This window comes from Amycolatopsis sp. NPDC004747, from assembly GCF_053601335.1.
Genome location: NZ_JBSGBQ010000063.1, coordinates 1 through 19,779, shown reverse-complemented (window position 1 = coordinate 19,779; position 19,779 = coordinate 1). Strand labels below are relative to the sequence as shown.

Here is a 19,779-nt window from a genome sequence, read left to right as displayed (position 1 = left end):
TGCTCGACCAGGTTCCCCCCGCCCGCCACCCCGATCCGTAGTCACAGTCACGGCTTCGGGGTGGCGGAACCATCCCCTCCCCATCGGTCACCGAGCCCACCCCGGCAGCAATCCCCTCAATCGACAGAGCACCACGCTCGCCCGGTGGCGCCGACGCGTCGAGTAGGTTCACCGGCGAGGAGGTGATCAGCATGCCCCGCTGGGACGTACCGGCGGCCATCGGCGCCGGCGGCGCACTGGGCAGCCTGGCCCGCTACGGCCTGTCGGTGGCCCTCCCGCACGCACGCGGCGAGTTCGCCGTCGCCACCCTGCTCACCAACGTGCTCGGCTGCCTGCTGATCGGCGTCCTGATGGCGATCCTGACGACCACCGCGCGCCCGCACCACCTCCTCCGGCCGTTCCTCGGCGTCGGGGTCCTCGGCGGCTTCACGACGTTCTCGACGTTCGTGACCGACACCCTCGACGCGGCGACGACCGGCCGGCTCGTGGGATCCTTGGCGTACGTGGCCGTCTCGGTGGTGCTGTGCCTGACGGCGGTCGCGGCCGGCCTGACGGCGACGCGCGCGGTGCGAAAGGGACGCTGATGGAAGGACCTGCCACCCGCCTGACGATCTACCTCGGCGAAGACGACCACTGGCACCACAAGCCGCTCTACCACGAGATCGTCCGCCGGGCCCGCGACGCGGGTCTCGCGGGCGCTTCGGTGCTTCGCGGTGTCGAGGGCTACGGCGCTTCGTCGCTGATCCACACCACGCGGATCCTGTCGCTGTCGGAGGACCTGCCGATGGTGATCGTGATCATCGACGAAGAGGCGAAGCTGCGCGCGTTCCTGCCCCAGCTGGACGAGCTGATCGGCGAGGGGCTGGTGACGCTCGACCAGGTCGAGGTGGTCCGCCACGTGGGGCGGACGGAGTGACGCTCGTCCTGGTGGCCCTCGGCGGAGCGGCGGGGTCGATCCTGCGCTACCTGACGGACCGCCGCGTGCAGCGGTGGCGCGATTCGCCGTTCCCGTTCGGGACGCTGACGGTGAACGTCGCGGGCTCGTTCGTCCTGGGCTTCCTGAGCGGCTGGCTCCTGCACGGCGCGGAGCCGTCCTCGGTCCGCGCGCTGGTGGCGGTGGGCTTCTGCGGCGGCCTGACGACGTTCTCGACGTTCGGCTACGAGACGGTCCGGCTGTTTCTCGAGAAGACGCGACTGTACGCGGTGGTCAACGTGCTGGTGACGGTGGCCGCGGGGCTGGCCTCCGGCGCGCTCGGGCTCGCGCTGGCCACCGTCACCTTCACGTGAGTGCCGGCGTCAGCGCGGCGCCAGCCCGCGCACCTGCTCGAACGGGTCCTCCCCCGTAGGCAGCAGGGCGATGATCGGCGTGGTCAGCCCGTTGTCCACGTAGGCCTGGACCTGCTCCCGGCACGACTCCACGCTGCCGTGGATCACCAGTTCGTCGACGACCGCGTCCGGGATCACCTGGTTCGCCTTCTGCCGGTCCCCCGCCGCCCACGCCTCGTGCATCGGGGCCAGTGCCTCGCCGCGGCCGAGCCACTCGTGGAACGCCGCGTACACCGGCACCGTCAGGTAGCTCGAAATCAGCATCCGGCCCAGGCCACGGGCCGCCTCGGCGTCCTCGGTCGGGCAGACGAAGATGCGGGCCGCGAGTTCCACGTCCGGGCCCACGACAGAACGCACCTTCGGCACGTCCGAAGCCGCCAGCCAGTTCGTGATCGCGCCGTCCGCCTCGCGCGCCGCCAGCCTCAGCATGCCCGGACGCAGGGCCGCCAGCATGATCGACGGCGGCGGGTCCGCCGGGCGCTCCAGGCGGAACTTCGACACCGCGAACGTCTCGTACTTCTCGCTGACCTTCTCCCCCGCCAGCGCCGACCGCAGGAAGCGCAGCGTGTCGCGAGAACGCGCGAACGGCTCGTCGAAGGACGCCGCGTTCCAGCCGGAGACGATCACCGGGGAGGACGCGCCGATGCCGAGGACGAACCGGCCCGGGGCCAGCTCCGCCACCGTCGCCGCCTGCATCGCCAGCAGGCCGGGGCCGCGCGTGTACACCGGGACGATCGCCGTGCCCAGGCGCAGCTGGGGCGCCCACTGCGAGGCCAGCACCAGCGGGGTGAACGCGTCCGTGCCCGCCGTCTCGGCCGTCCACGCGTCCGTGTAGCCCAGGTCCGGCAGCTGCTCCACCAGCTCGCGGTGCGCGGTCAGCGGCACCCCGGTCAGCGGGATCGTGAGTCCCCAGCGGCTCATGCGTTCTCCTTGTCCACGGCGGAAAGTTCGCGCAGCAGCCAGTCCACCTGCGTGCGCATCAGGTTCTCCGCGACCTCTTCGGCCTGCGGTGTCATGTGGGTCGCGCCCGCCAGCGGCAGGAAGACGTGCGGCCGTCCCTTCGCCAGCAACGCCGACGACAGCCGCAGCGCGTGCGCGACGAACACGTTGTCGTCGGCCAGCCCGTGCACGATCAGCAGCGCGCGGCTCAGCTCGGCCGCGCTCTCGATCAGCGAGTTGTGCGCGTAGCTCTCCGGCTCGTCCTGCGGCTTCCCGAGGTAGCGTTCGGTGTAGTGGGTGTCGTAGAGCGACCAGTCGGTGACCGGCGCACCCGCGACCGCCGCGTGGAAGACGTCCGGACGGCGCAGCACGGCCAGCGCCGACAGGTAGCCGCCGTAGGACCAGCCGCGGATCGCGACCCGCTCGACGTCCAGCTCGGGATGCGACGCGGCCGCCGCCTGCAGCGCGTCCACCTGGTCCTGCAGGGTGACGTCGGCGAGGCGGCCGGCGATCTCGCGCTCCCACACCGCCCCGCGGCCCGGCGTGCCGCGGCCGTCCGCGACCAGCACCGCGAAGCCCTGGTCGGCCAGCCACTGCGACGTCAGGAACGCGTTGCGGCTCTGCAGGACGCGCTGCGCGTGCGGGCCGCCGTACGGGTCGAGCAGCACCGGCAGCTTGCCCTCGCTCGGCTCGTACCCGCGCGGCAGCAGCAGCGCCGCGCGCAGGCCGCGCTCCCCGAGCGTCAGCCAGGTCAGGTTCGGCACGATGTCCGGATCCACAGTGGACGACTCGATCGCCGCGACCGGCGCGCCGTCGCGCAGCACCGACACCCGCGGGCCGCTGTGCTCCAGGCTCCACGACGACAGCACGGTGACCGCGGCGGACCCGGCGCCGACGTGCACGCCGTCCACAGTGGACAAGCGGCGCACGGACGCGCCTTCGGTGCGGAAGACGTGGATCTGCGTCGGGTCGGCCTCGGAGGCGCTGAACAGGATCTCGTCGCCGACATCGAGCACGGCCCGCAGCTGCAGCCCGGCCGGCGTGACGGCCTCGCCGCCGACGAAGAGCCGGTGGTCGCCGTCGACCATGCCCTCGACGACCAGGCGGCCGTCGGGCGTCCACGCCGGCACGCCGCCGACGATGTCGATCCAGTGCCGGTCGGTCGCGGTGTGCACGACCGAGGTCGAGCCGTCGCTGACGTCCACGGAAAGGACGTCCATCCGCTTCTGGTCGCGCGGCTGGACGGCCAGCAGCGGCGCGCCGCCTGCCGACCAGTGCACCGAGGCCAGGTACTCCCAGTCGCCCGGCTCGACGTCCACGCGCGAGCCGTCCAGGCCGAGCACCGCCAGGGAAACGAGGGCGTTCGTGGTGCCCGCGGCCGGGTAGGCGACGACGTTGGCCGGGTGCTGGGGGTTCGCCGGGTCGGCGATGGTCCAGCGCGGGACCGGGCCGCGGTCGGAGCGCTCGGCCAGGATGCTGCGGCCGTCCGGCGCCCACCAGTAGCCGCGCGTGCGGTCCATCTCCTCGGCCGCGATGAACTCGGCGAGCCCCCAGGCGATGTCCTCGCCGTCCTCCTCCACCAGCACGCGGTCGTCGCCGGTGGCCAGTTCCAGCACGTGCAGCCGCCGGTTCTGCACGTAGGCGACGTGCGTGCCGGCCGGGCTGGGCCGCGGGTCGATGACCGAACCGTCGACGCGCAGCGTCACCTCGCCCGAAGCGAGGTCCAGGGTGTAGAGCTTGCCCGAGAGCGAGAACACCGCGACGGTGAAGGCGGCGTCGACGCCGTAGTGGACGACGCCGCCGCCGGTCTCGCGCGCCCGCTCGCGCCGCGCGCGCTCCTCGGCGGGCAGCTCCTCTTCGCCGGGCAGCAGCTCGGCGGCGTCGACGAGCTTGGTCTCGGCGCCGGTCGCCAGGTCGGCCGACCAGAGGCTGTGCCGGGGGTCGGTGCCCGACTCCGCGCGCAGGAACAGCACGCGGGAGCCGTCCGGGGCGACCCGGAACTCCTTCGGCGCGCCGAGGGTGAAGCGCTGGGTCCGGGCCTGTTTGCGGAGGAACGGGAGGTCGTCGACATCGGTCACGCCCGCACTCTTCCAGACGATCACGCCGGGGCGCCAACGCCCTTCAGCTTGGCCAGCTCGGCGTCGACGTCGTAGTCCGGCGCCGGGAACTGCGGCTTCAGGTCGGCGAGGGTCTCGATCAGCAGCTCGGCGACGGCCCAGTTGCGGTACCACTTGTGGTCGGCGGGCACGGCGTACCAGCCCGGCGTCTTCTCGAAGATGTCGGCGTAGGCCTTCGCGTAGGCCGGCCAGTGCGACCGCGCCTCCAGGTCACCCGGGTTGTACTTCCAGCGCTTCTCGGGCGTGACGAGCCGGGCCTTCAGCCGCTTGAGCTGCTCTTCCGGGGAGATGTGCAGGAACACCTTGAGCACGGTCGTGCCCGCCTCGGCCAGCTCCGCCTCGAACGCGTTGATCTCGGCGTAGCGGCGCCGCCGCTCGGCCGCGGTGAGCAGCCCGGACACGCGCGGGACCAGGATGTCCTCGTAGTGCGAGCGGTCGAAGACGCCGATCTGGCCTGCCGCGGGCAGCTGCTTGCGGATCCGCCACAGGTAGTGGTGCCGCCGTTCGGCCGCGGTGGGCTTCTTGAACGCCGCGTACCGGACACCCATCGGGTTGACCAGGCCGAGCACGTGCGACACCGTGCCGCCCTTGCCGGAGGTGTCCATACCCTGCAGCACGAGCAGCACCCGGCGGGCGCTCCCGCCGACACCCTCGGCGTAGAGCGCCTCCTGCAGCGCGGACAGCCGCTCGCCCGCGCTGCCGAGCCGTTCGAGGGCCTTGGTCTTCTTGCCGGGCCCGACCGGGGTCGAGCCCGGGTCCGGCAGTTCGCCGCCGATGCGCAGCGCGTCCCGGACCCGGCTTCCGTCGTCCTTCTTGGCCATCCGGCGAAGCTACCCGCTCACGCGGCGGCTTTCTCGGCGAAGAGCTTCAGCAGGGCGCCGTGGCCGCCTTCGCCGGAGACGCCTTCGCGCACCTTCGGGCCGGTTTCGCCGTGCCGCTCGAAGTTCCGGTGCTCCAGCTCGACGCGGGTCGATCTCGGCCCCTCCTCGATGAACCGGACCTCGATCTCGCTGGCGGAAGCCGGGTCCGGGTTGATCTTCCAGTCGCCGTCGATGCGCCAGGACAGCACCACCCGAGTGGGCGGCTCCCAGACCAGCACTTCGCCCCACTGGCACTCGGCGCCGTCGACCGTGCGCTCGTACCAGCGGCCGCCCGGCTTCGGCTCAAGGACGGCTTCGGCGAGGTCGGCCGCGCCGATGTGGTGCTGCCGCGGCCACCAGCTGTCGAAGGCCTCGGTGTAGGTCTTGAACGCGTGCTCCCGCGAGCAGGCGACGGTGACGCTCTTGCGGAGGGGTTCCAGGCCGGTCATGACTGCTCCTCTTCGGTGGATTCCGCCAGTTCGGCGAAGGCCTTCAGCGCGTCCGACCACATCCCGTCGAGCCAGGCGCGCAGGGCGGCGATCCCGGCCGGTTCGAGCCGGTAGAGCCGCTTGGTGCCGACGGCCCGGTCGGTGACCAGTCCGGCCGCCTTGAGCACCTTGAGGTGCTGCGACACGGCCGGGCGGCTGATCGGGAGGTCCGCGGCCAGCTCGCCGACCGCGCGCGGCCCGGCCCGCAGCGCTTCGAAGATCGCGCGGCGCGACGGGTCGGCGAGGGCGGCCAGCTGGTCGCTTCCGTAAGTCGCCACGAACGGTAAGTTACGGCTTACCAAAGCGGCCGTCAACCGGCACGCACTGTTTCGGGGGTGTGAACCCAATATTGCGCAACGAACAACGGGTGAAAGCAATGATTCCCGGCTGAAGTCTGCGTGTTCTGCCTCTAACCTGAACGCATGACGACGTTCGCCGGCCGGGAGACCGCCGCCCCCACCGCCGCGAGCTTCATCGAGCTCGACGAGCGGTGGAGCACGCACAACTACCACCCGCTGCCCGTCGTGATCGCCGAAGCCGCCGGCGCCTCGGTGACCGACGTCGAGGGCAGGTCCTACCTCGACTTCCTCTCCGGGTATTCGGCGCTGAACTTCGGCCACCGCCACCCGGACCTGGTCGCCGCCGCCGTCGAGCAGCTCGGGCGCGTCACGCTGACGTCGCGGGCGTTCCACCACGACCAGCTGGGGCTGTTCTGCCGCGAGCTGGCCGAGCTGACCGGCACCGACCTGGTGCTGCCGATGAACTCCGGCGCCGAGGCCGTCGAGTCCGCGGTCAAGATCGCCCGCAAGTGGGCACACCGGGTCAAGGGCGTGCCGGACGGCACCGCCGAGATCATCGTCGCCGGCTCGAACTTCCACGGCCGGACCACCACGATCGTGTCGTTCTCGACCGACGAGACCGCCCGCGCCGACTTCGGCCCGTTCACGCCGGGCTTCGTCACGGTGAAGTACGGCGACGCGGCCGCGCTGCGCGACGCGATCACCCCGCGCACCGCCGCGGTGCTGCTGGAACCGGTGCAGGGCGAGGCGGGCGTCATCGTGCCGCCGGAGGGCTACTTCGCCGAGGTCCGGCAGGCGTGCGACGACCACGGCGTGCTGCTGATCGCCGACGAGATCCAGTCCGGGCTGGCCCGCACCGGCACCGTGCTGGCCCTGGACCACGAGGGCGTCCGCGCGGACGTGTACACGCTGGGCAAGGCCCTCGGCGGCGGCATCCTGCCGGTGTCCGCGGTGGCCGGCCGCCGTGACGTGCTGGGCGTGCTGAAGCCGGGCGAGCACGGCTCCACCTTCGGCGGCAACCCGCTGGCCTGCGCAGTCGGCCGCGCGGTGGTCCGCCTGCTTTCGACGGGCGAGTTCCAGCGGCGGGCCACGGAGCTGGGCGCCCACCTGCACGCCCGGCTGAACGCCCTGGTCGGCCAAGGCCTGTCGGAGGTCCGCGGCCGCGGGCTCTGGGCCGGCATCGACCTCGCCCCGGGCGGCCCGTCGGGCCGGGCGGCGTCGGAGGCCCTGATGGCGCGGGGCGTGCTGTGCAAGGAGACCCACGAGCACACGCTGCGGGTCGCGCCGCCGCTGGTGATCACCCGCGAGGAGCTGGACCGCGGCATCGACGCGATCGCCGAGGTCGTCCGGCACTGAGACCACCCGGACGCCGCCGGGTGAGCCTCCCGCCCCGGCGGCGTCCGGGAGCACAACGTCCGCTTCGGACGTTGTGCCCGGTATGGGATCAGGGGAATGGGCAGAACGGCCGCTGGTCGGCACCGCCGGCGTGACGCCGGCCGAGCTGTACGAACAGGGCAAGCGCCTCCGGGAAAAGACCCCGGCCGCGGCACACGACCATGCGGCCGCCGCGAAAGACCGGCCGACACCGCGCCAGTACTTCGAAGCCACCAACGCCGGACGGCTGCCGGAGCTGACCGAACTGCGGCGGGAACGGATGCTGGCCTCGCCGTTCACCTTCTTCCGCGGTGCGGCCGGCCTGATGGGCGCCGACCTCGCCGGGACGCCGCACTCGGGCCTCACCGCGCAGCTCTGCGGCGACGCGCACGCCGCGAACTTCGGGCTCTACGGCACGCCCGAAGGCAAGATCGTGATGGACATCAACGACTTCGACGAGACCGTGCCGGGCCCGTGGGAGTGGGACCTCAAGCGGCTCGCCGCCAGCCTCGTGCTCGCCGGCCGGGAAGGCGGCATCGGCGAATCCGGCTGCCGCGAGGCCGCCGAAGACGCCGTGAAGTCCTACCGGCGGACCATCCGCGCGCTGGCCGAGCTGCCGTTCCTGCGCAGCTGGAACGCGCTGCCGGACTCGTCGGTGCTGTCGAAGGCCCGCGCCGACGAGCTGATCGACGACTTCGCCGACGCGGCCGAGAAGGCCCGCAAGAACGACAGCGCCAAGGTCTCCGCGAAGTGGACCGAGCGCGTCGACGACCACGAGACCGGCCTGGCCCGCCACCGGTTCGTCGCCGACCCGCCGGTGCTGACGGACGTCGACCCGGAAACCGCCGAAGCCGTCGCCGCCGGCCTGGTGTCCTATGTGGACACCCTGCGCGAGTCGCGGCGCACGCTGATCGCGCGGTACCGGCTCGCCGACGTCGCCTTCCGGGTGGTCGGCACGGGCAGCGTCGGCCTGCGCAGCTACGTCGCCCTGCTGCACGGCAACGACGACGAAGACCTGGTCCTGCAGGTGAAGCAGGCCCAGCGCCCGGCACTGGCGCCCTACCTCGACCTGCCGCCGGCCGCGCACGAGGGGCAGCGGATCGTCGACGGCGCCCGGCTGGTGCAGGCCGAGACGGACATCCTGCTCGGCTGGACCACGATCGACGGCGTCCCGTACATCGTCCGGCAGTTCCGCAACCTCAAGGGCGACATCGACCCGTCGGAACTGGAGAAGGACCACCTCGACGACTACGGCAGGCTGGCCGGGGCGCTGCTCGCCCGCGCCCACACGAGGTCGCTGCACCCGAAGCTGCTGGCGGGCTACTTCGCCGACGACTCGGAGCTCGACGAGGCGATGGGCGCGTACGCGGTGCGGTATGCCGACCGAACGGAAGCCGATCATGCCGCCTTTTCCCGTAACTGACGGACGGATCCCCCGGCCACGCTGGAAAACCCGCGCCCGCGGTGCTAGACGTTCGTGATCGAGCAGCGGGCGAGGGAGGCGGCGTGGCGGATCTCAAGCGGCGGTCGGTGCTCACGGGCGCGGTGGCGACGGCACTGGCCGCCACGGCGGCACCCGCGCCGGCGGCACCCGCGCCGGCGGCGCCCCCGCGGCGGGCGTTCCGCCTCGGCGTCAACTACACGCCGTCGACGCGCTGGTTCCACATGTGGGAGGACTGGCGCGAGGACGACCTGCGCCGCGACCTCGACGACATCGCCGCGCTCGGGCTCGACCACCTCCGGCTCATGCTGCTGTGGTCGGCCTTCCAGCCGGAACCCACGCTGGTGAGCGGCGAGAAGCTCGACCGGCTGCACCGGTTCCTCGACCTCGCCGGCGCGGCCGGGCTGGACGTCGAGGTCACGGTGTTCAACGGCCACATCTCGGCCCGCTACTGGACGCCGAACTGGCTGCAGGCGAAACCGAAGCCGGTCAACTGGTTCACCGACCCGGCGGCCCTCGACGCCCAGCGGACGCTGCTGCGGGCCCTCGCCGAGCGGATCGGGCGGCACCCGCGCTTCCTCGGCTTCGACCTGTCGAACGAGCCGTACTACTACTGGGACGACTTCGCCGGCCTGTTCGTCACCCAGGCCCAGGCCGACGCGTGGGCCCGCACGCTGTGCGCCACCGCCGAGGAGGTGGCGCCCGGCAAGGCGCACACGGTCGGCTGCGACCGGGCGCCGTGGGACAACGGCACGTACTTCACCCGCCGCGGGCTCGCGGACGCGGGCAACGTCGTGGCGATCCACCCGTGGACGTCGTTCTCCGGCACGCTCGTGACGGATCCGCTCGGCGCGGTGGCCACGCACAACGCGGAACGGCTGATCCAGGTGGCCCAGGCGTACGCGACCGACCCGGCGCGCCGCGTCTGGATCCAGGAGGACGGCGCGGCGCCGTCGATCCACTTCAGCGATGCGACCCGCCCCCAGTACGGCGAGTGGCTGTCCCGGTCGATCCGGAACGCCGCGTCGGCCGCCCACACCCTGGGCTTCACGTGGTGGTGCTCCCACGACGTGAACCCGGCGCTGGTCCCGAACCTGAACCCCCTGGAGTACGACCTGGGGCTGTACACGAACGACCGGCGCCTGAAGCCGGCCGGCCAGGCGTTGCGGGCCCTGGTGGCGGAATTCGACCGCACCCCACCGCGGCCGGCCCCGCGCACGACGGCGATCGTGCTCCCGGACCTCTTCCCGACCTGGGGCAACGACCGGTTCTTCAAGCTGGCTTCCGAGGGGAAGCCGGTCGCGTTCGTGCTGCAGAGCCGCGCGTCGGACGCGAACTACCTGAAGCAGCGGGGAATCACCGAACTCATCAGCCTGTGACCAGCTCGGCGACGTCCGCCGCGCAGCCCCAGGCCAGGCTGATGCCCGCTCCGCCGTGCCCGTAGCAGTGCACGACGTCGCCCACCCGCTCCAGCCGGACCTCGCGCCGCGCCGGACGCAGCCCCACCAGCGACCGCAGCACCTCGGCGCCCGCCAGGCGCGGCTCCAGCTCCCGGCACCGGCGCAGGATGTCCGCCGTGACGGCCGGGTTCGGGTCGGTGTCGCCGCGGCCCGGCTCCTCCGTTCCGCCGCACACCACGTGGTCGCCGTGCGGGATCACGTACGTCACGCCCGGGCCCGTCTCGTCGACGACGAACTCGGCCAGGCCCGGGTCGGGCACGTGCACGACCTGGCCGCCGACCGGGACCATCGAGGCGTCGCCCGCCAGCGGGCCCGCGCCGAGACCGGCCGCGTTCACCACGACGTCCGCGGCCAAGCCGGACAGCGACGTCAGCGTCCGGTATTCGACCCGCACGCCCAGCGCGCGGACCCCGGCGAGCAGCCAGGTCAGGTACACCGGCGTGTCGACCACCGCGGTGGTGAACTCCACGCGGTCGCCCTCGCGGACCGGGTCACCGACCGCCGGGAGCCACCGCGGGTCCGGCGATCCGGGCGCCAGCAGGATCCGGCCGCGGCGGAAGCGCACGCCCGGCGCGCCGTGCCCCCGGAACACCGCGAGGCTCGCCGCGGTCCAGCGCGGGAGCCGCTCGTCCGGTGAGCTCCCCGGTGGGTACACCACCCCGCCCGCCACCGCCGACGTCGACCCGACCGGCGGGCCCGCCGCCACGACCGTGACCTCGTGTCCGGCTTCCGCCAGCCGGTACGCGCTGCTCAGCCCGACCATCCCGGCCCCGGCGACAGTGACCCGCATCCGCTCCTCCCAAGTCGCTCCCCCGCATCGTGACGCACCCGCGGTGCCTGCGTCGTCCCGGGGGCCCGGCTACCCTCGCGCGGGTGAGGACGACCGCCGCCGTCTGCGCCCTGTTCGCGCTGCTGCTGGGCCTGCCGTTCGCCGGCGGGCGCACGCCCGGCGCGGTCGACGACGTCGCCGCCCGGGCCGTCGCGCACCTGAGCCCCGGCGTGGTGCGGGCGCTGGTCTTCCCGACCGAGCCGTACGTCGTGCTCACGCTGGGCCTGCTCGCGGTCGTGCTGTGCCTGCGCGCCGGGCGGCGGCTGGAGGCCGCGCTCGCGCTCGCCGTCCCGGTGCTGGCGATCCTGCTGACGAGCTGGGTGCTCAAACCGCTGTACGACCGGTGGAAGAACGACACCCTGGTCTACCCGAGCGGCCACACGGTGAGCCTGGTGGCGGTGCTGACCGTGCTCGTCCTCGTCACGCGCCGGGTCGTCGTCGGAGTGCTGTCCGCGGTGACCGTGCTCGCCGCGGCCGCGGGCCTGGTCGGCATGGGCTACCACTACCTGACCGACGTCGTCGGCGGGACGCTCTTCGCCGTCTCGGTCGTGCTGGTCAGCTGGCCGGCCCGGCGTCACGAGCCAGCGCCGTCAACCGGCTGACCGCACGCAGGTACTTCTTGCGGTAGCCACCGTTGACCATCTCCTCGGTGAACAGCGACGGCAGCGGCTCGCCCGACACGACCAGCGGGATGGCCCGGTCGTAGAGCCGGTCGGCGAAGGCGACCAGCCGCAGCGCCACGTTCTGGTCCGGCGCCGGGTGGATGCCGCGCAGGTGCACGCGGGCGACGCCGTCCAGCAGCCGTCCGTAGCGCGAGGGGTGCAGCTCGGCGAGGTGCGCGCACAGCGCGTCGAAGTCGTCCACAGTGGACCCTTCGTGGGCCGCGGCCGAGGACTCCAGCTCCGCCGGCGAAACCGGGGGCGGTGCGTCCGGCAGGCCGCGGTGGCGGTAGTCCGGGCCGTCGACGCGGACCACGCCGAACCGCGCCGACAGCGTCTGGATCTCGCGCAGGAAGTCCTCGGCCGCGAACCGGCCCTCGCCCAGCTTCTCCGGCAGCGTGTTCGACGTCGCCGCGACGAACACCCCGGCGTTCATCAGCTCCTGCAGCAGCCGCGTCACGAGCGTGGTGTCGCCCGGGTCGTCCAGCTCGAACTCGTCGATGGCCAGGATCCGGTGCTCCGACAGCCGCCGGACGGCCTCGGCGAAGCCCAGCGCGCCGACCAGGTGGGTCAGCTCGACGAAGGTGCCGTACGCCTTGGGCGACGGCACCGCGTGCCAGGTCGAGGCGAGCAGGTGGGTCTTGCCGACGCCGAAGCCGCCGTCGAGGTAGAGCCCCATCGGCCCGGACGGCTCCGGCGCCCCGCCGAACAGCCTGAAGCGCTTCTTCTCCTTGCGCGCGCCCACCTTGGCCGCGAACGCGGAGCACGCCTCGACCGCGGCGGCCTGGCTGGGCTCGTCCGGGTTGGGGAGGTAGGTGCCGAACCGGACGGCGTCGAAGCGCGGCGGCGGCACCAGCGCGCCGATCAGCTCGTCGGCGGACAGCTCGGGACGGCGATCGACCAGGTGCGCGGGCATGGTCGCAGAGCCTAGCCACGCCCCGGATACCGGTGAGCGGGCATATCCCCCGGTAGAGACGTGATTCACGCTCATGCTGGGATGATCGGGTGCAGCGTGTGTGGCCCGATCGGACGGGCGAACTGAGCGGTTCGGACCTCGAAGAGATCTACGCCTACCCGGTCGGCCTTTCCCAACCCTGGGTGCAGGTGAACTTCGTCGCGTCCGCGGACGGCGCCGTCGAGATCGACACCACCTCGGCGGGGCTCTCGCACGCCGCCGACCGCAAGGTCTTCCTGCTCGGCCGCGACCTCGCCGACGTGGTCCTCGTCGGCGCCGGGACCGCCCGCGCCGAGGACTACCGCGGCGTCGTCGCGGGTCCGAAACGCCTGGAGCGCCGACGGCGTCTGGGCTTCGACGGTGTCCCGCCGATCGCCGTCGTCACGCGCACGGCGGACCTGGACCCCGCTTCCCGGCTGTTCACCGAGACCGTCGTGCCCCCGATCGTGGTCACCACGGACACCGCCGACACGCGCGCCCTCGAAGCCGCCGGCGCCGAAGTCCTGCGCGCGGGGGCCCACGACGTCGACCTGCCCCTCGCGCTCGAGCGGCTCGCCGCCCGCGGCCTGCGCCGCGTCGACTGCGAAGGCGGCCCTGGCCTGTTCGCCCGGCTCGTCGCCGACGACCTCGTCGACCAGCTGTGCCTGACCGTCGCGCCGCTGCTGGTGGCCGGGACCGCGGGCCGGATCGCCGCGGGCGCCGCGCCGGCCGTGCCGCGCCGGCTCGCCCTCGCGTCGGTCCTGGTCGAGGACGGCTTCACGCTCCTGCGCTACCGCCGGGACGCCGGGTGAGCGACGACACCGAGCTCCTCGCCCGGGCCGCGGGCGGCGACCACACCGCGTTCGGCGCGCTGGTGCGGGAGCACACGCCCCGGATGTACCGGGTCGCGCTGCGGATCACCGGCAGCGCCGCCGAGGCCGAGGACGTCGTGCAGGAGGCGTGGCTGGCCGCGTGGCGGTCGCTGGCCGGGTTCCGGCAGGAGTCGGCCGTGTCGACGTGGCTCTACCGGGTGGTCACCAACAGCGCGCTCGCCGTGCTGCGCCGCCGCCGTCCGACGGTCTCCCTCGACGACCCCGACCCGCAGTCCACTGTGGACAGCGCGTTGCTCGCCGCGGCCGTGCCCGGCCCGGAAGGCCGGGTCGTGCGGGCCGAAGAGGTCGACGCCGTGCTGCGGGCGGTCGGCAGGCTCCAGGTGTCCCAGCGCGTCCCGCTCGTGCTGCGCGAGCTGGAGGGGCTGAGCTACGAAGAGGTCGCCGAAGTGCTCGACGTGAACGTCGGCGCCTTGCGTTCCCGGCTGCACCGGGCCAGGGTGGCGCTGCTCGCCGAGTTGAGGGAGCGGTGATGGCCGAGACTGACGATCCCGAGCGGGATCCCCGCTGGGACGCCGTGCGCGCCGCGGCCCGGCGCCGGGTGCCGACCCCGCCCGGGCTGGTCGAGCGGGTGCTGCGGGCCGTCGCGCGAGGCCGCCGGACGGCGGTGGAGGTGCCCGGCAATGCGGGCCGGCTGAGCGTCACCGAAGGCGTCGTCGGCCTTCTGGCCCGGACGATCGCCGCGGACCGGGCCCCGTTCGGGGTGCGGATCTCGGCCGTCGCCGTCGAGGACGACGTCGTGCAGGTGCTCGTGTCGGTCCGGTTCGGCATCATCGCCGACGTGGCCGCCGAAGCGCTCCGGCGGGAGGTCACCGCGGAGCTGTCCCGGCAGCTGGGGGTCGCCTCGGTGGTGAACGTGCACGTCGTGGACGTCCACCCGGGGCGGGATTAACCCGATCGGGGGACCTTGCGTGAGGGTTACGCGCGTCCGGGCATCGTAAGGGCGAGAACCCGCCGAGAGGAGCCCGAAGGCATGCACCCGGAACGGACCGAAAGCCCCGGCACGGTCACGCCCCTCAACGAAGAGGGCGCCGCCGGCCGCACCACCATCTCGTCGCTGGTCGTGCAGAAGGTGGCCGGCCTGGCCGCCCGCGAAATCGCCGGCGTGCACACGCTGGGCGGTGGCGGGGTGTCCCGCGCGATCGGCGCGCTGCGCGAGCGGATCCCCGGCTCCGGCACGGTCACCACCACCGGCGTGTCGGTGGAGGTCGGCGAGAAGCAGACCGCGATCGACCTCGACGTCGTCGTCGAGTACGGCGCCCGCATCACCGACGTCGCCCGCGCGGTGCGGCGCAACGTGATCACCGCGGTCGAGCAGATCACCGGCCTCGAGGTGATCGAGGTCAACATCGCGGTCAACGACATCTTCCTGCCGGGCGAGGAAGAACCCGAATCCACGCGGGTGGAATGACCGCGCGCGCACCCGGAGACCCGGAGGGCCGTGCGGCCTTCCGGGCGTTCGTGCGCGCGCACCACCCGGACGTCGGCGGCGACCCGGCCGAGTTCGCGGCCGGGCTCGCCCGCTTCCGCGAGTCCGCGCCGGACGCCCGCTTCGACGCCCCGGTCACCTTCGTGCGCCGCCGCCGGGGAATCGCGGCGCTGCTCACCCGCTTCCGCCGCCGCCCGTCCCGCGTGCGGTGAGTTTCCGCCCAGTCCAAGGAGGACATGTGAACGCAACGCAGACCGGGTTACTGGCCGGGCTGATCCTCGGCCTCGCCGCAACCCAGGGGTTCACCGCGTTCCTGGTGACACTGGCCGTCGGGATCATCGGCCTCGTCGCCGGCCGGGTCCTCGACGGCGAACTCGACCTCGGCGAGCTGTTCGGCAAGGGCCGCGACAAGTGAGCCCCGCGCTCGACGTGCCGCGCGAGCTCGCCGAACCGGCCGAGCGCGGCACCCTGACCATCGGGCACGCGGTGGTCCGCAAGGTCGCCCAGCACGCCGCCGGTCAGGTCACCGGCACCGCTCGCGACGGCAAGAAGGGCCCGAAGGCCAAGGTCGGCGGCCACGACAACGACGTCGACCTCGCGCTCGACCTGGCCCTGCGCTACCCGGCGGCGATCCGCGCGGTCGTCGGCGACGTGCGCGAGAAGGTCACCGAAGAGGTCGAGCTGATCACCGGCTACCGCGTGCGGAGCATGGCCGTGACGGTGTCCGCGCTGCTGCCGGACAGCGCGCCGAGGGTGCGGTAGCCGTGCGCCCCTTCGTCCGCATCATCGCCACCCTGCTGGGCCTGGCCTTCGCGGCGGCCGGTGCGCTGCTGGCCCTGGAAGTCGGCTGGCACTGGTGGCACCCGGGCTCGGCACCGCTGCTGGTGCCGTGGCCGCGCTGGCAGGCCGGCCTGGCGTCGCTGGGCTGGGACGCCTATGCGGTGCGCGTCGGCGCCGGCGTGCTGGCCGCCGCGGGCCTGGTCCTGCTGGTGTGCGCCCTCGCCGCCGGCAGCCGCGCGATCCGGCTGACCGACCCGGCCGTCGACGTGAGCGTCTCGACGTCACCGCGCTCGCTGGCCCGGCTGGTCGGGTTGACCGTGCGCGCGCAGGACAACGTCGCCGGCGCGTCGGTCACCGCGAGCGCCCGCCGCGTCCGCGTCCGCGCGAAGAGCACCCTCGAGACCGAAGGCGAGCTGCGGCCGCGCCTGCTCGCCACGGTGTCGGCGCTGCTGGACGAGCTCCCCCTGGTGCGGCGGCCGAAGGTGACGGTCGTCGTCGACTCGCCGAAGGACCGCCGATGAGCAAGACGATCGCCGCGAAGGCACTTTCCCGGTCCTACACCGGCGAACGCGCCCTGACGTTCCTGGCCGGCCTGCTCGCGTTCTCGGGCGGGGCCGTGGCACTGGTGGTCGGCTTCGGCGGGCTCGGCGAGTTCCGCGGCCGCCGCCCGCTGCTGGACCCGATCGCCGTGGACTGGCTCGGCACCCACGCGACCCCGGCGCGCGTCGCCGCGATCGTGCTCGGCGTGCTGCTGTTCGTGTTCGGGCTGCGGTGGGCCCTGCGCTCGCTGCGCCCGGAACCGCGGCCGGACCTGGACCTCGACCGCACGGAGGGCGCGGAGCTGGTGGTCACCGCGGCCGCGATCGCCGACGCGGTCCAGGCGGACGCGGAGCAGCTCGGCGGCGTCAGCCGGGCCCGGGTCCGCGCGGTCGGTTCGCGGACTTCTCCGGCGTTGCGCATCACCCTGTGGCTCCGCGAAGGCACGGACCTCAAGGCGGTCTGGGCGGAGCTGGACACCCGGGTGCTGACCAGGGCGCGCGAATCGCTCGGCCTGGAGTCGCTGCCCACCGCCGTCCGCCTGGAACTCGACACGAGCCCGGCGAAACGCGTGCGCTGAGCCGGGCTTTTCCGCAGAATGCGGGGCATGCCCCTACCGCTGCAGCCGCCGCTGAAGCCGATGCTCGCCAAGCCCGCCAAGGCCATCCCGGACTCCGGGGGCCTGCTGTTCGAACCCAAGTGGGACGGCTTCCGCTGCATCGTCTTCCGCGACGGCGACGAGCTGTACCTGCAGTCCCGCGCGGAAAAACCGCTGAACCGGTACTTCCCCGAGGCCGTCGCGCGGCTGCTGGACACCCTGCCGCCGCGGGTGGTGCTCGACGGTGAGCTCGTCGTCGCGCGGGAGGGCAAACTCGACTTCGACGCCCTCACCGAGCGCATCCACCCCGCCGAAAGCCGGATCACGCTGCTGGCGGCCGAACAGCCCGCCGAGTTCGTCGCCTTCGACGTGCTGGCCCTCGGCAGCGAAACCCTCCTCGACGAGCCGACGTCCGTCCGCCGGGAGCGCCTGGTCGAACTGGCCGGCGACCGGTTCCCGCGCACCCCCGCCACCACCGATCCGGACACCGCGCGGCACTGGTTCGAGCTGTTCGAAGGCGCCGGGCTCGACGGCGTCATCGGCAAGCCCCTCGACGAGCCGTACACCCCCGGCAAGCGCGTCATGGTCAAGTACAAGCACGTGCGCACCGCCGACTGCGTGCTCGCCGGGCTGCGCTGGCACGTCGACGGCGCGGCCGGCGAACTCGTCGGCTCCTTCCTGCTCGGCCTGCACGACGAAAAGGGCGTGCTGCACCACGTCGGCACCATCGGGTCGTTCCCCAAGGAGCGCCGCCGTGAGCTCGCCGAGGAGCTGGCGCCCCTGATCACCGACGGCGAAGACCACCCCTGGGGCGGCCGGGCCACCGGCGAGGCGCAGCGCATCCCGGGCGGGATCACCCGCTGGCGCGCCACCGAGCACGAATGGGTGCCGCTGCGGCCCGAGCGCGTCGTCGAGGTCGCCTACGAGAACACCGAAGGCGGGATGCCGTCGCGGTTCCGGCACAACGCGCGGTTCGTGCGGTGGCGGCCGGACCGCGAACCCGCGTCGTGCGACTACGGCCAGCTCGACGAGCCGGCCCGCTACGACCTCGACGCCGTCTTCCGCGGCCAGGTGGTGCGGACCCGCTAACCCGCGTCCCACACCGGCCGTGCGAAGCTCGCACCTGCCCTTGATCGACGCTGCCCTCGATCGACGACCGACGTGAGGACCCCGCCCGTGCGCCGCCGCCGTACCCGCCTCCTGGCCGGGCTGCTCGCCGTGACCGCCGCCGCGGGGTGCGCCGCGGGTCCGTCGGTCCGCCCGGCGCTGGTCGAGAACGACGGCAGGACGACCGGCGCCACGCCGTCCCGGACACCCGGGGTCCCCCTGCCGCCGCTGGGCGAGCCGCAGTCGCCGACGCTGAAGTGGGCCGACTGCGACGACGACACCCGCCAGCGCGTCGGCACCCCCGGCGTCCCGGACGGCCTGCACTTCACCTGCGCCCGGGTCACCGCGCCGCTCGACGCGCCGGGCGAGCCGCGGCGCTCGGTGGTGCGGCTGCTGGCGCTGAAGGTCGGCAGCGGGCCGGTGCCGCTGGTCGTGGTCAACGACGTCGACGGCGATCCGGGCACCGTGTACGCCGCGCGGCTGGCCGCGACGCTGCCGCCCGCGTTCCTGGAGAAGTTCTCGCTGATCGGGCTGGACCGGCGCGGCACCGGGCTGTCCGGCGCCGCCCAGTGCGTCCCCGCCGACATCCGGCACGACCTCGTCGACGCCGACCCGGCGCAGGGCGGCCTCGGCGAGGTGCTCGACGCGGCCCGCAAGGCCGGCCAGCAGTGCGCCATCGAGCTGGACGACACCCAGACGGCGCTGGACAGCTGGCGCGGCGCGGGCGACCTCGACGAGCTGCGCAAGCAGCTGGGTGCCGACCGGCTCAACGCCCTGGGCCACGGCGACGGCTCGAAGGTGCTGGCCGAGTACGCGGTGCGCTTCCCCGCCCAGGTCGGGCGCGTGGTCCTCGACGGCGTGCCCGACCCGGGCGCCGACACGGCCGCGGTCCTCGACGCGGTCGCCGCCGGCGCCCAGTCCACCTGGGACGCCTTCGCGGCGGACTGCGCGTCGCGGCACTGCGCCCTGGGCGATCCCAAGGCCGCGCTGGGCGCGCTCACCGACCAGCTGCGGCGCACCCCGGCGACGACCGCCGACGGCGTCCCGTTCGGCCCGGGCATCGCGACGTTCGCCGTCTACACGGGACTTACGCAGCGTTCGCGGTGGCCGGAGCTGGACGGCGCGATCACCGCGGCGCGCGCCGGGGACATCGGGCCGCTGGCCGCGTTCGCCGCGCCGGTGCTGCGCGACACCCGCGCCCAGCCGTCGCGGATCGACGCCACGATCGCGACCCGCTGCAACGACAGCCAGACCCGGCTCTCGGCCGACCAGCTCGACCAGGTCGTGGCCGGGATGCGCGGCAAGTACCCGCAGTTCGGCGCGGTCGTCGCCCAGCAGCTGGCGTGGTGCGGCCCGTGGCCGGTGCGCACCGAGCCGCTGCCGGCGCCGGGCACGCCGGGCGTCCCGCCGATCCTGGTCGCGGCCACCGCGACCGACCCGGTCACGCCCCAGGTCGGCAGCACCCGCGCGGCCGACCAGATGCCGTCCGCGGTGACCATCACCTGGCAGGGCGCGGGCCACGGCGCCCTCGGCGTCTCCCCCTGCGTCACCGAGGCGGCCCGCGCCTTCCTGATCGACGGGAAAATCCCCGCCGACGGCACCCTCTGCCCCGCCTGACCCGTGATCAGAAGGGCATCACGCGTGATCAGCTGGGTGTGCCCCTGGCGGGGCGCTCGTTCGGGGTTGAAAATGGGGTTGGTCGCTCGCTGACG

Annotated in this window: 25 protein-coding genes; 18 read left to right on the top strand and 7 right to left on the bottom strand. The window is 73.6% G+C overall.

Annotated elements, in window-relative coordinates:
- The first annotated feature begins 182 nt into the window (after window positions 1-182).
- The 3 genes from ACWEGE_RS46410 to crcB are packed head-to-tail and all read left to right on the top strand — an operon-like array spanning window position 183 to window position 1,287.
- On the top strand, window positions 183-584 hold the full coding sequence (locus ACWEGE_RS46410; RefSeq protein WP_449666915.1) for a fluoride efflux transporter FluC: 402 nt from the start codon (window positions 183-185) through the stop codon (window positions 582-584).
- Window positions 584-916, top strand: coding sequence for a DUF190 domain-containing protein (locus ACWEGE_RS46405; RefSeq protein WP_449666914.1), 333 nt, complete (start codon window positions 584-586; stop codon window positions 914-916). Before ACWEGE_RS46410 ends, ACWEGE_RS46405 begins: the two co-directional genes overlap by 1 nt.
- Window positions 913-1,287 (top strand): fluoride efflux transporter CrcB, encoded by a 375-nt coding sequence (gene crcB / locus ACWEGE_RS46400; RefSeq protein WP_449666913.1) that lies wholly within the window; start codon window positions 913-915, stop codon window positions 1,285-1,287. The genes ACWEGE_RS46405 and crcB overlap by 4 nt, the downstream gene beginning before the upstream one ends.
- Window positions 1,288-1,296: 9 nt before the next feature.
- Here the strand turns inward: crcB and ACWEGE_RS46395 are convergent, their stop codons facing one another.
- The 5 genes from ACWEGE_RS46395 to ACWEGE_RS46375 are packed head-to-tail and all read right to left on the bottom strand — an operon-like array spanning window position 1,297 to window position 6,008.
- Entirely contained in the window at window positions 1,297-2,247 is a 951-nt protein-coding gene (locus ACWEGE_RS46395) for an LLM class F420-dependent oxidoreductase (RefSeq protein WP_449666912.1), read from the bottom strand.
- Window positions 2,244-4,343: a prolyl oligopeptidase family serine peptidase gene (locus ACWEGE_RS46390; RefSeq protein WP_449666911.1), complete on the bottom strand. Its 2,100-nt coding sequence runs from the start codon at window positions 4,341-4,343 to the stop codon at window positions 2,244-2,246. Before ACWEGE_RS46390 ends, ACWEGE_RS46395 begins: the two co-directional genes overlap by 4 nt.
- Window positions 4,344-4,363: 20 nt before the next feature.
- On the bottom strand, window positions 4,364-5,203 hold the full coding sequence (locus tag ACWEGE_RS46385) for a PPK2 family polyphosphate kinase (protein ID WP_449666910.1): 840 nt from the start codon (window positions 5,201-5,203) through the stop codon (window positions 4,364-4,366).
- Between the two features lie 17 nt (window positions 5,204-5,220).
- The gene (locus ACWEGE_RS46380) at window positions 5,221-5,691 is read right to left on the bottom strand and encodes an SRPBCC family protein (RefSeq protein WP_449666909.1); all 471 of its coding nucleotides are present in this window, start codon (window positions 5,689-5,691) and stop codon (window positions 5,221-5,223) included.
- Window positions 5,688-6,008 (bottom strand): ArsR/SmtB family transcription factor, encoded by a 321-nt coding sequence (locus ACWEGE_RS46375; RefSeq protein ID WP_449666908.1) that lies wholly within the window; start codon window positions 6,006-6,008, stop codon window positions 5,688-5,690. Before ACWEGE_RS46375 ends, ACWEGE_RS46380 begins: the two co-directional genes overlap by 4 nt.
- A gap of 144 nt (window positions 6,009-6,152) precedes the next feature.
- On the opposite strand from ACWEGE_RS46375, the gene rocD reads away from it, so the two are divergent.
- From rocD to ACWEGE_RS46360, 3 genes are all read left to right on the top strand, one after another.
- A complete protein-coding gene (gene rocD / locus ACWEGE_RS46370; RefSeq protein ID WP_449666907.1) occupies window positions 6,153-7,385 on the top strand; it encodes an ornithine--oxo-acid transaminase in 1,233 nt (410 codons plus the stop codon).
- 82 nt (window positions 7,386-7,467) lie between these two features.
- Window positions 7,468-8,826, top strand: a complete 1,359-nt coding sequence (locus ACWEGE_RS46365) for a DUF2252 domain-containing protein (RefSeq protein WP_449666906.1) — start codon at window positions 7,468-7,470, stop codon at window positions 8,824-8,826.
- A gap of 83 nt (window positions 8,827-8,909) precedes the next feature.
- Window positions 8,910-10,223: a glycoside hydrolase 5 family protein gene (locus ACWEGE_RS46360; protein ID WP_449666905.1), complete on the top strand. Its 1,314-nt coding sequence runs from the start codon at window positions 8,910-8,912 to the stop codon at window positions 10,221-10,223.
- Here the strand turns inward: ACWEGE_RS46360 and ACWEGE_RS46355 are convergent.
- Window positions 10,213-11,094 (bottom strand): NAD(P)/FAD-dependent oxidoreductase, encoded by an 882-nt coding sequence (locus tag ACWEGE_RS46355; RefSeq protein WP_449666904.1) that lies wholly within the window; start codon window positions 11,092-11,094, stop codon window positions 10,213-10,215. The genes ACWEGE_RS46360 and ACWEGE_RS46355 overlap by 11 nt on opposite strands.
- An 83-nt stretch (window positions 11,095-11,177) precedes the next feature.
- On the opposite strand from ACWEGE_RS46355, the gene ACWEGE_RS46350 reads away from it, so the two are divergent.
- Window positions 11,178-11,735: a phosphatase PAP2 family protein gene (locus tag ACWEGE_RS46350; RefSeq protein ID WP_449666903.1), complete on the top strand. Its 558-nt coding sequence runs from the start codon at window positions 11,178-11,180 to the stop codon at window positions 11,733-11,735.
- Here ACWEGE_RS46350 and zapE read toward each other — a convergent pair.
- Entirely contained in the window at window positions 11,689-12,708 is a 1,020-nt protein-coding gene (gene zapE / locus ACWEGE_RS46345) for a cell division protein ZapE (RefSeq protein WP_449666902.1), read from the bottom strand. The genes ACWEGE_RS46350 and zapE overlap by 47 nt on opposite strands.
- An 89-nt stretch (window positions 12,709-12,797) precedes the next feature.
- Here zapE and ACWEGE_RS46340 point away from each other — a divergent pair, with 89 nt between their 5' ends.
- The 11 genes from ACWEGE_RS46340 to ACWEGE_RS46290 all read left to right on the top strand — a co-directional run bounded on the left by ACWEGE_RS46340 (window position 12,798) and on the right by ACWEGE_RS46290 (window position 19,684).
- Window positions 12,798-13,538, top strand: a complete 741-nt coding sequence (locus ACWEGE_RS46340; protein ID WP_449666901.1) for a pyrimidine reductase family protein — start codon at window positions 12,798-12,800, stop codon at window positions 13,536-13,538.
- A complete protein-coding gene (locus tag ACWEGE_RS46335) occupies window positions 13,535-14,089 on the top strand; it encodes an RNA polymerase sigma factor (protein ID WP_449666900.1) in 555 nt (184 codons plus the stop codon). Before ACWEGE_RS46340 ends, ACWEGE_RS46335 begins: the two co-directional genes overlap by 4 nt.
- Window positions 14,089-14,508 carry a hypothetical protein gene (locus ACWEGE_RS46330; RefSeq protein WP_449666899.1) on the top strand — a complete coding sequence of 140 codons (420 nt, stop codon included), beginning with the start codon at window positions 14,089-14,091 and terminating at the stop codon, window positions 14,506-14,508. The genes ACWEGE_RS46335 and ACWEGE_RS46330 overlap by 1 nt, the downstream gene beginning before the upstream one ends.
- 81 nt (window positions 14,509-14,589) lie before the next feature.
- Window positions 14,590-15,027 (top strand): Asp23/Gls24 family envelope stress response protein, encoded by a 438-nt coding sequence (locus tag ACWEGE_RS46325; RefSeq protein WP_449666898.1) that lies wholly within the window; start codon window positions 14,590-14,592, stop codon window positions 15,025-15,027.
- Window positions 15,024-15,257: a hypothetical protein gene (locus tag ACWEGE_RS46320; RefSeq protein ID WP_449666897.1), complete on the top strand. Its 234-nt coding sequence runs from the start codon at window positions 15,024-15,026 to the stop codon at window positions 15,255-15,257. Before ACWEGE_RS46325 ends, ACWEGE_RS46320 begins: the two co-directional genes overlap by 4 nt.
- Window positions 15,258-15,283: 26 nt before the next feature.
- Complete coding sequence (locus ACWEGE_RS46315) at window positions 15,284-15,460, top strand: hypothetical protein (RefSeq protein WP_013224542.1); 177 nt, start codon at window positions 15,284-15,286, stop codon at window positions 15,458-15,460.
- Entirely contained in the window at window positions 15,457-15,807 is a 351-nt protein-coding gene (locus ACWEGE_RS46310) for an Asp23/Gls24 family envelope stress response protein (RefSeq protein ID WP_449666896.1), read from the top strand. The genes ACWEGE_RS46315 and ACWEGE_RS46310 overlap by 4 nt, the downstream gene beginning before the upstream one ends.
- Window positions 15,808-15,809: 2 nt before the next feature.
- Entirely contained in the window at window positions 15,810-16,346 is a 537-nt protein-coding gene (locus tag ACWEGE_RS46305) for a DUF6286 domain-containing protein (protein ID WP_449666895.1), read from the top strand.
- A complete protein-coding gene (locus ACWEGE_RS46300; RefSeq protein ID WP_449666894.1) occupies window positions 16,343-16,942 on the top strand; it encodes an alkaline shock response membrane anchor protein AmaP in 600 nt (199 codons plus the stop codon). Before ACWEGE_RS46305 ends, ACWEGE_RS46300 begins: the two co-directional genes overlap by 4 nt.
- Window positions 16,943-16,969: 27 nt before the next feature.
- Entirely contained in the window at window positions 16,970-18,049 is a 1,080-nt protein-coding gene (locus tag ACWEGE_RS46295) for an ATP-dependent DNA ligase (RefSeq protein WP_449666893.1), read from the top strand.
- 87 nt (window positions 18,050-18,136) lie between these two features.
- Entirely contained in the window at window positions 18,137-19,684 is a 1,548-nt protein-coding gene (locus ACWEGE_RS46290) for an alpha/beta hydrolase (RefSeq protein ID WP_449666892.1), read from the top strand.
- The last annotated feature ends 95 nt before the right edge of the window (window positions 19,685-19,779 follow it).

Excerpts from the sequence above, each read along its gene's own strand:
- ACWEGE_RS46295 (WP_449666893.1), top strand. The coding sequence starts at position 16,970 with ATGCCCCTACCGCTGCAGCCGCCGCTGAAGCCGATGCTCGCCAAGCCC.
- ACWEGE_RS46405 (WP_449666914.1), top strand. The coding sequence starts at position 584 with ATGGAAGGACCTGCCACCCGCCTGACGATCTACCTCGGCGAAGACGAC.
- ACWEGE_RS46355 (WP_449666904.1), bottom strand. The coding sequence starts at position 11,094 with ATGCGGGTCACTGTCGCCGGGGCCGGGATGGTCGGGCTGAGCAGCGCG.
- ACWEGE_RS46325 (WP_449666898.1), top strand. The coding sequence starts at position 14,590 with ATGCACCCGGAACGGACCGAAAGCCCCGGCACGGTCACGCCCCTCAAC.
- ACWEGE_RS46395 (WP_449666912.1), bottom strand. The coding sequence starts at position 2,247 with ATGAGCCGCTGGGGACTCACGATCCCGCTGACCGGGGTGCCGCTGACC.
- ACWEGE_RS46385 (WP_449666910.1), bottom strand. The coding sequence starts at position 5,203 with ATGGCCAAGAAGGACGACGGAAGCCGGGTCCGGGACGCGCTGCGCATC.
- rocD (WP_449666907.1), top strand. The coding sequence starts at position 6,153 with ATGACGACGTTCGCCGGCCGGGAGACCGCCGCCCCCACCGCCGCGAGC.
- ACWEGE_RS46330 (WP_449666899.1), top strand. The coding sequence starts at position 14,089 with ATGGCCGAGACTGACGATCCCGAGCGGGATCCCCGCTGGGACGCCGTG.
- ACWEGE_RS46320 (WP_449666897.1), top strand. The coding sequence starts at position 15,024 with ATGACCGCGCGCGCACCCGGAGACCCGGAGGGCCGTGCGGCCTTCCGG.
- zapE (WP_449666902.1), bottom strand. The coding sequence starts at position 12,708 with ATGCCCGCGCACCTGGTCGATCGCCGTCCCGAGCTGTCCGCCGACGAG.
- ACWEGE_RS46380 (WP_449666909.1), bottom strand. The coding sequence starts at position 5,691 with ATGACCGGCCTGGAACCCCTCCGCAAGAGCGTCACCGTCGCCTGCTCG.
- ACWEGE_RS46300 (WP_449666894.1), top strand. The coding sequence starts at position 16,343 with ATGAGCAAGACGATCGCCGCGAAGGCACTTTCCCGGTCCTACACCGGC.
- ACWEGE_RS46365 (WP_449666906.1), top strand. The coding sequence starts at position 7,468 with ATGGGATCAGGGGAATGGGCAGAACGGCCGCTGGTCGGCACCGCCGGC.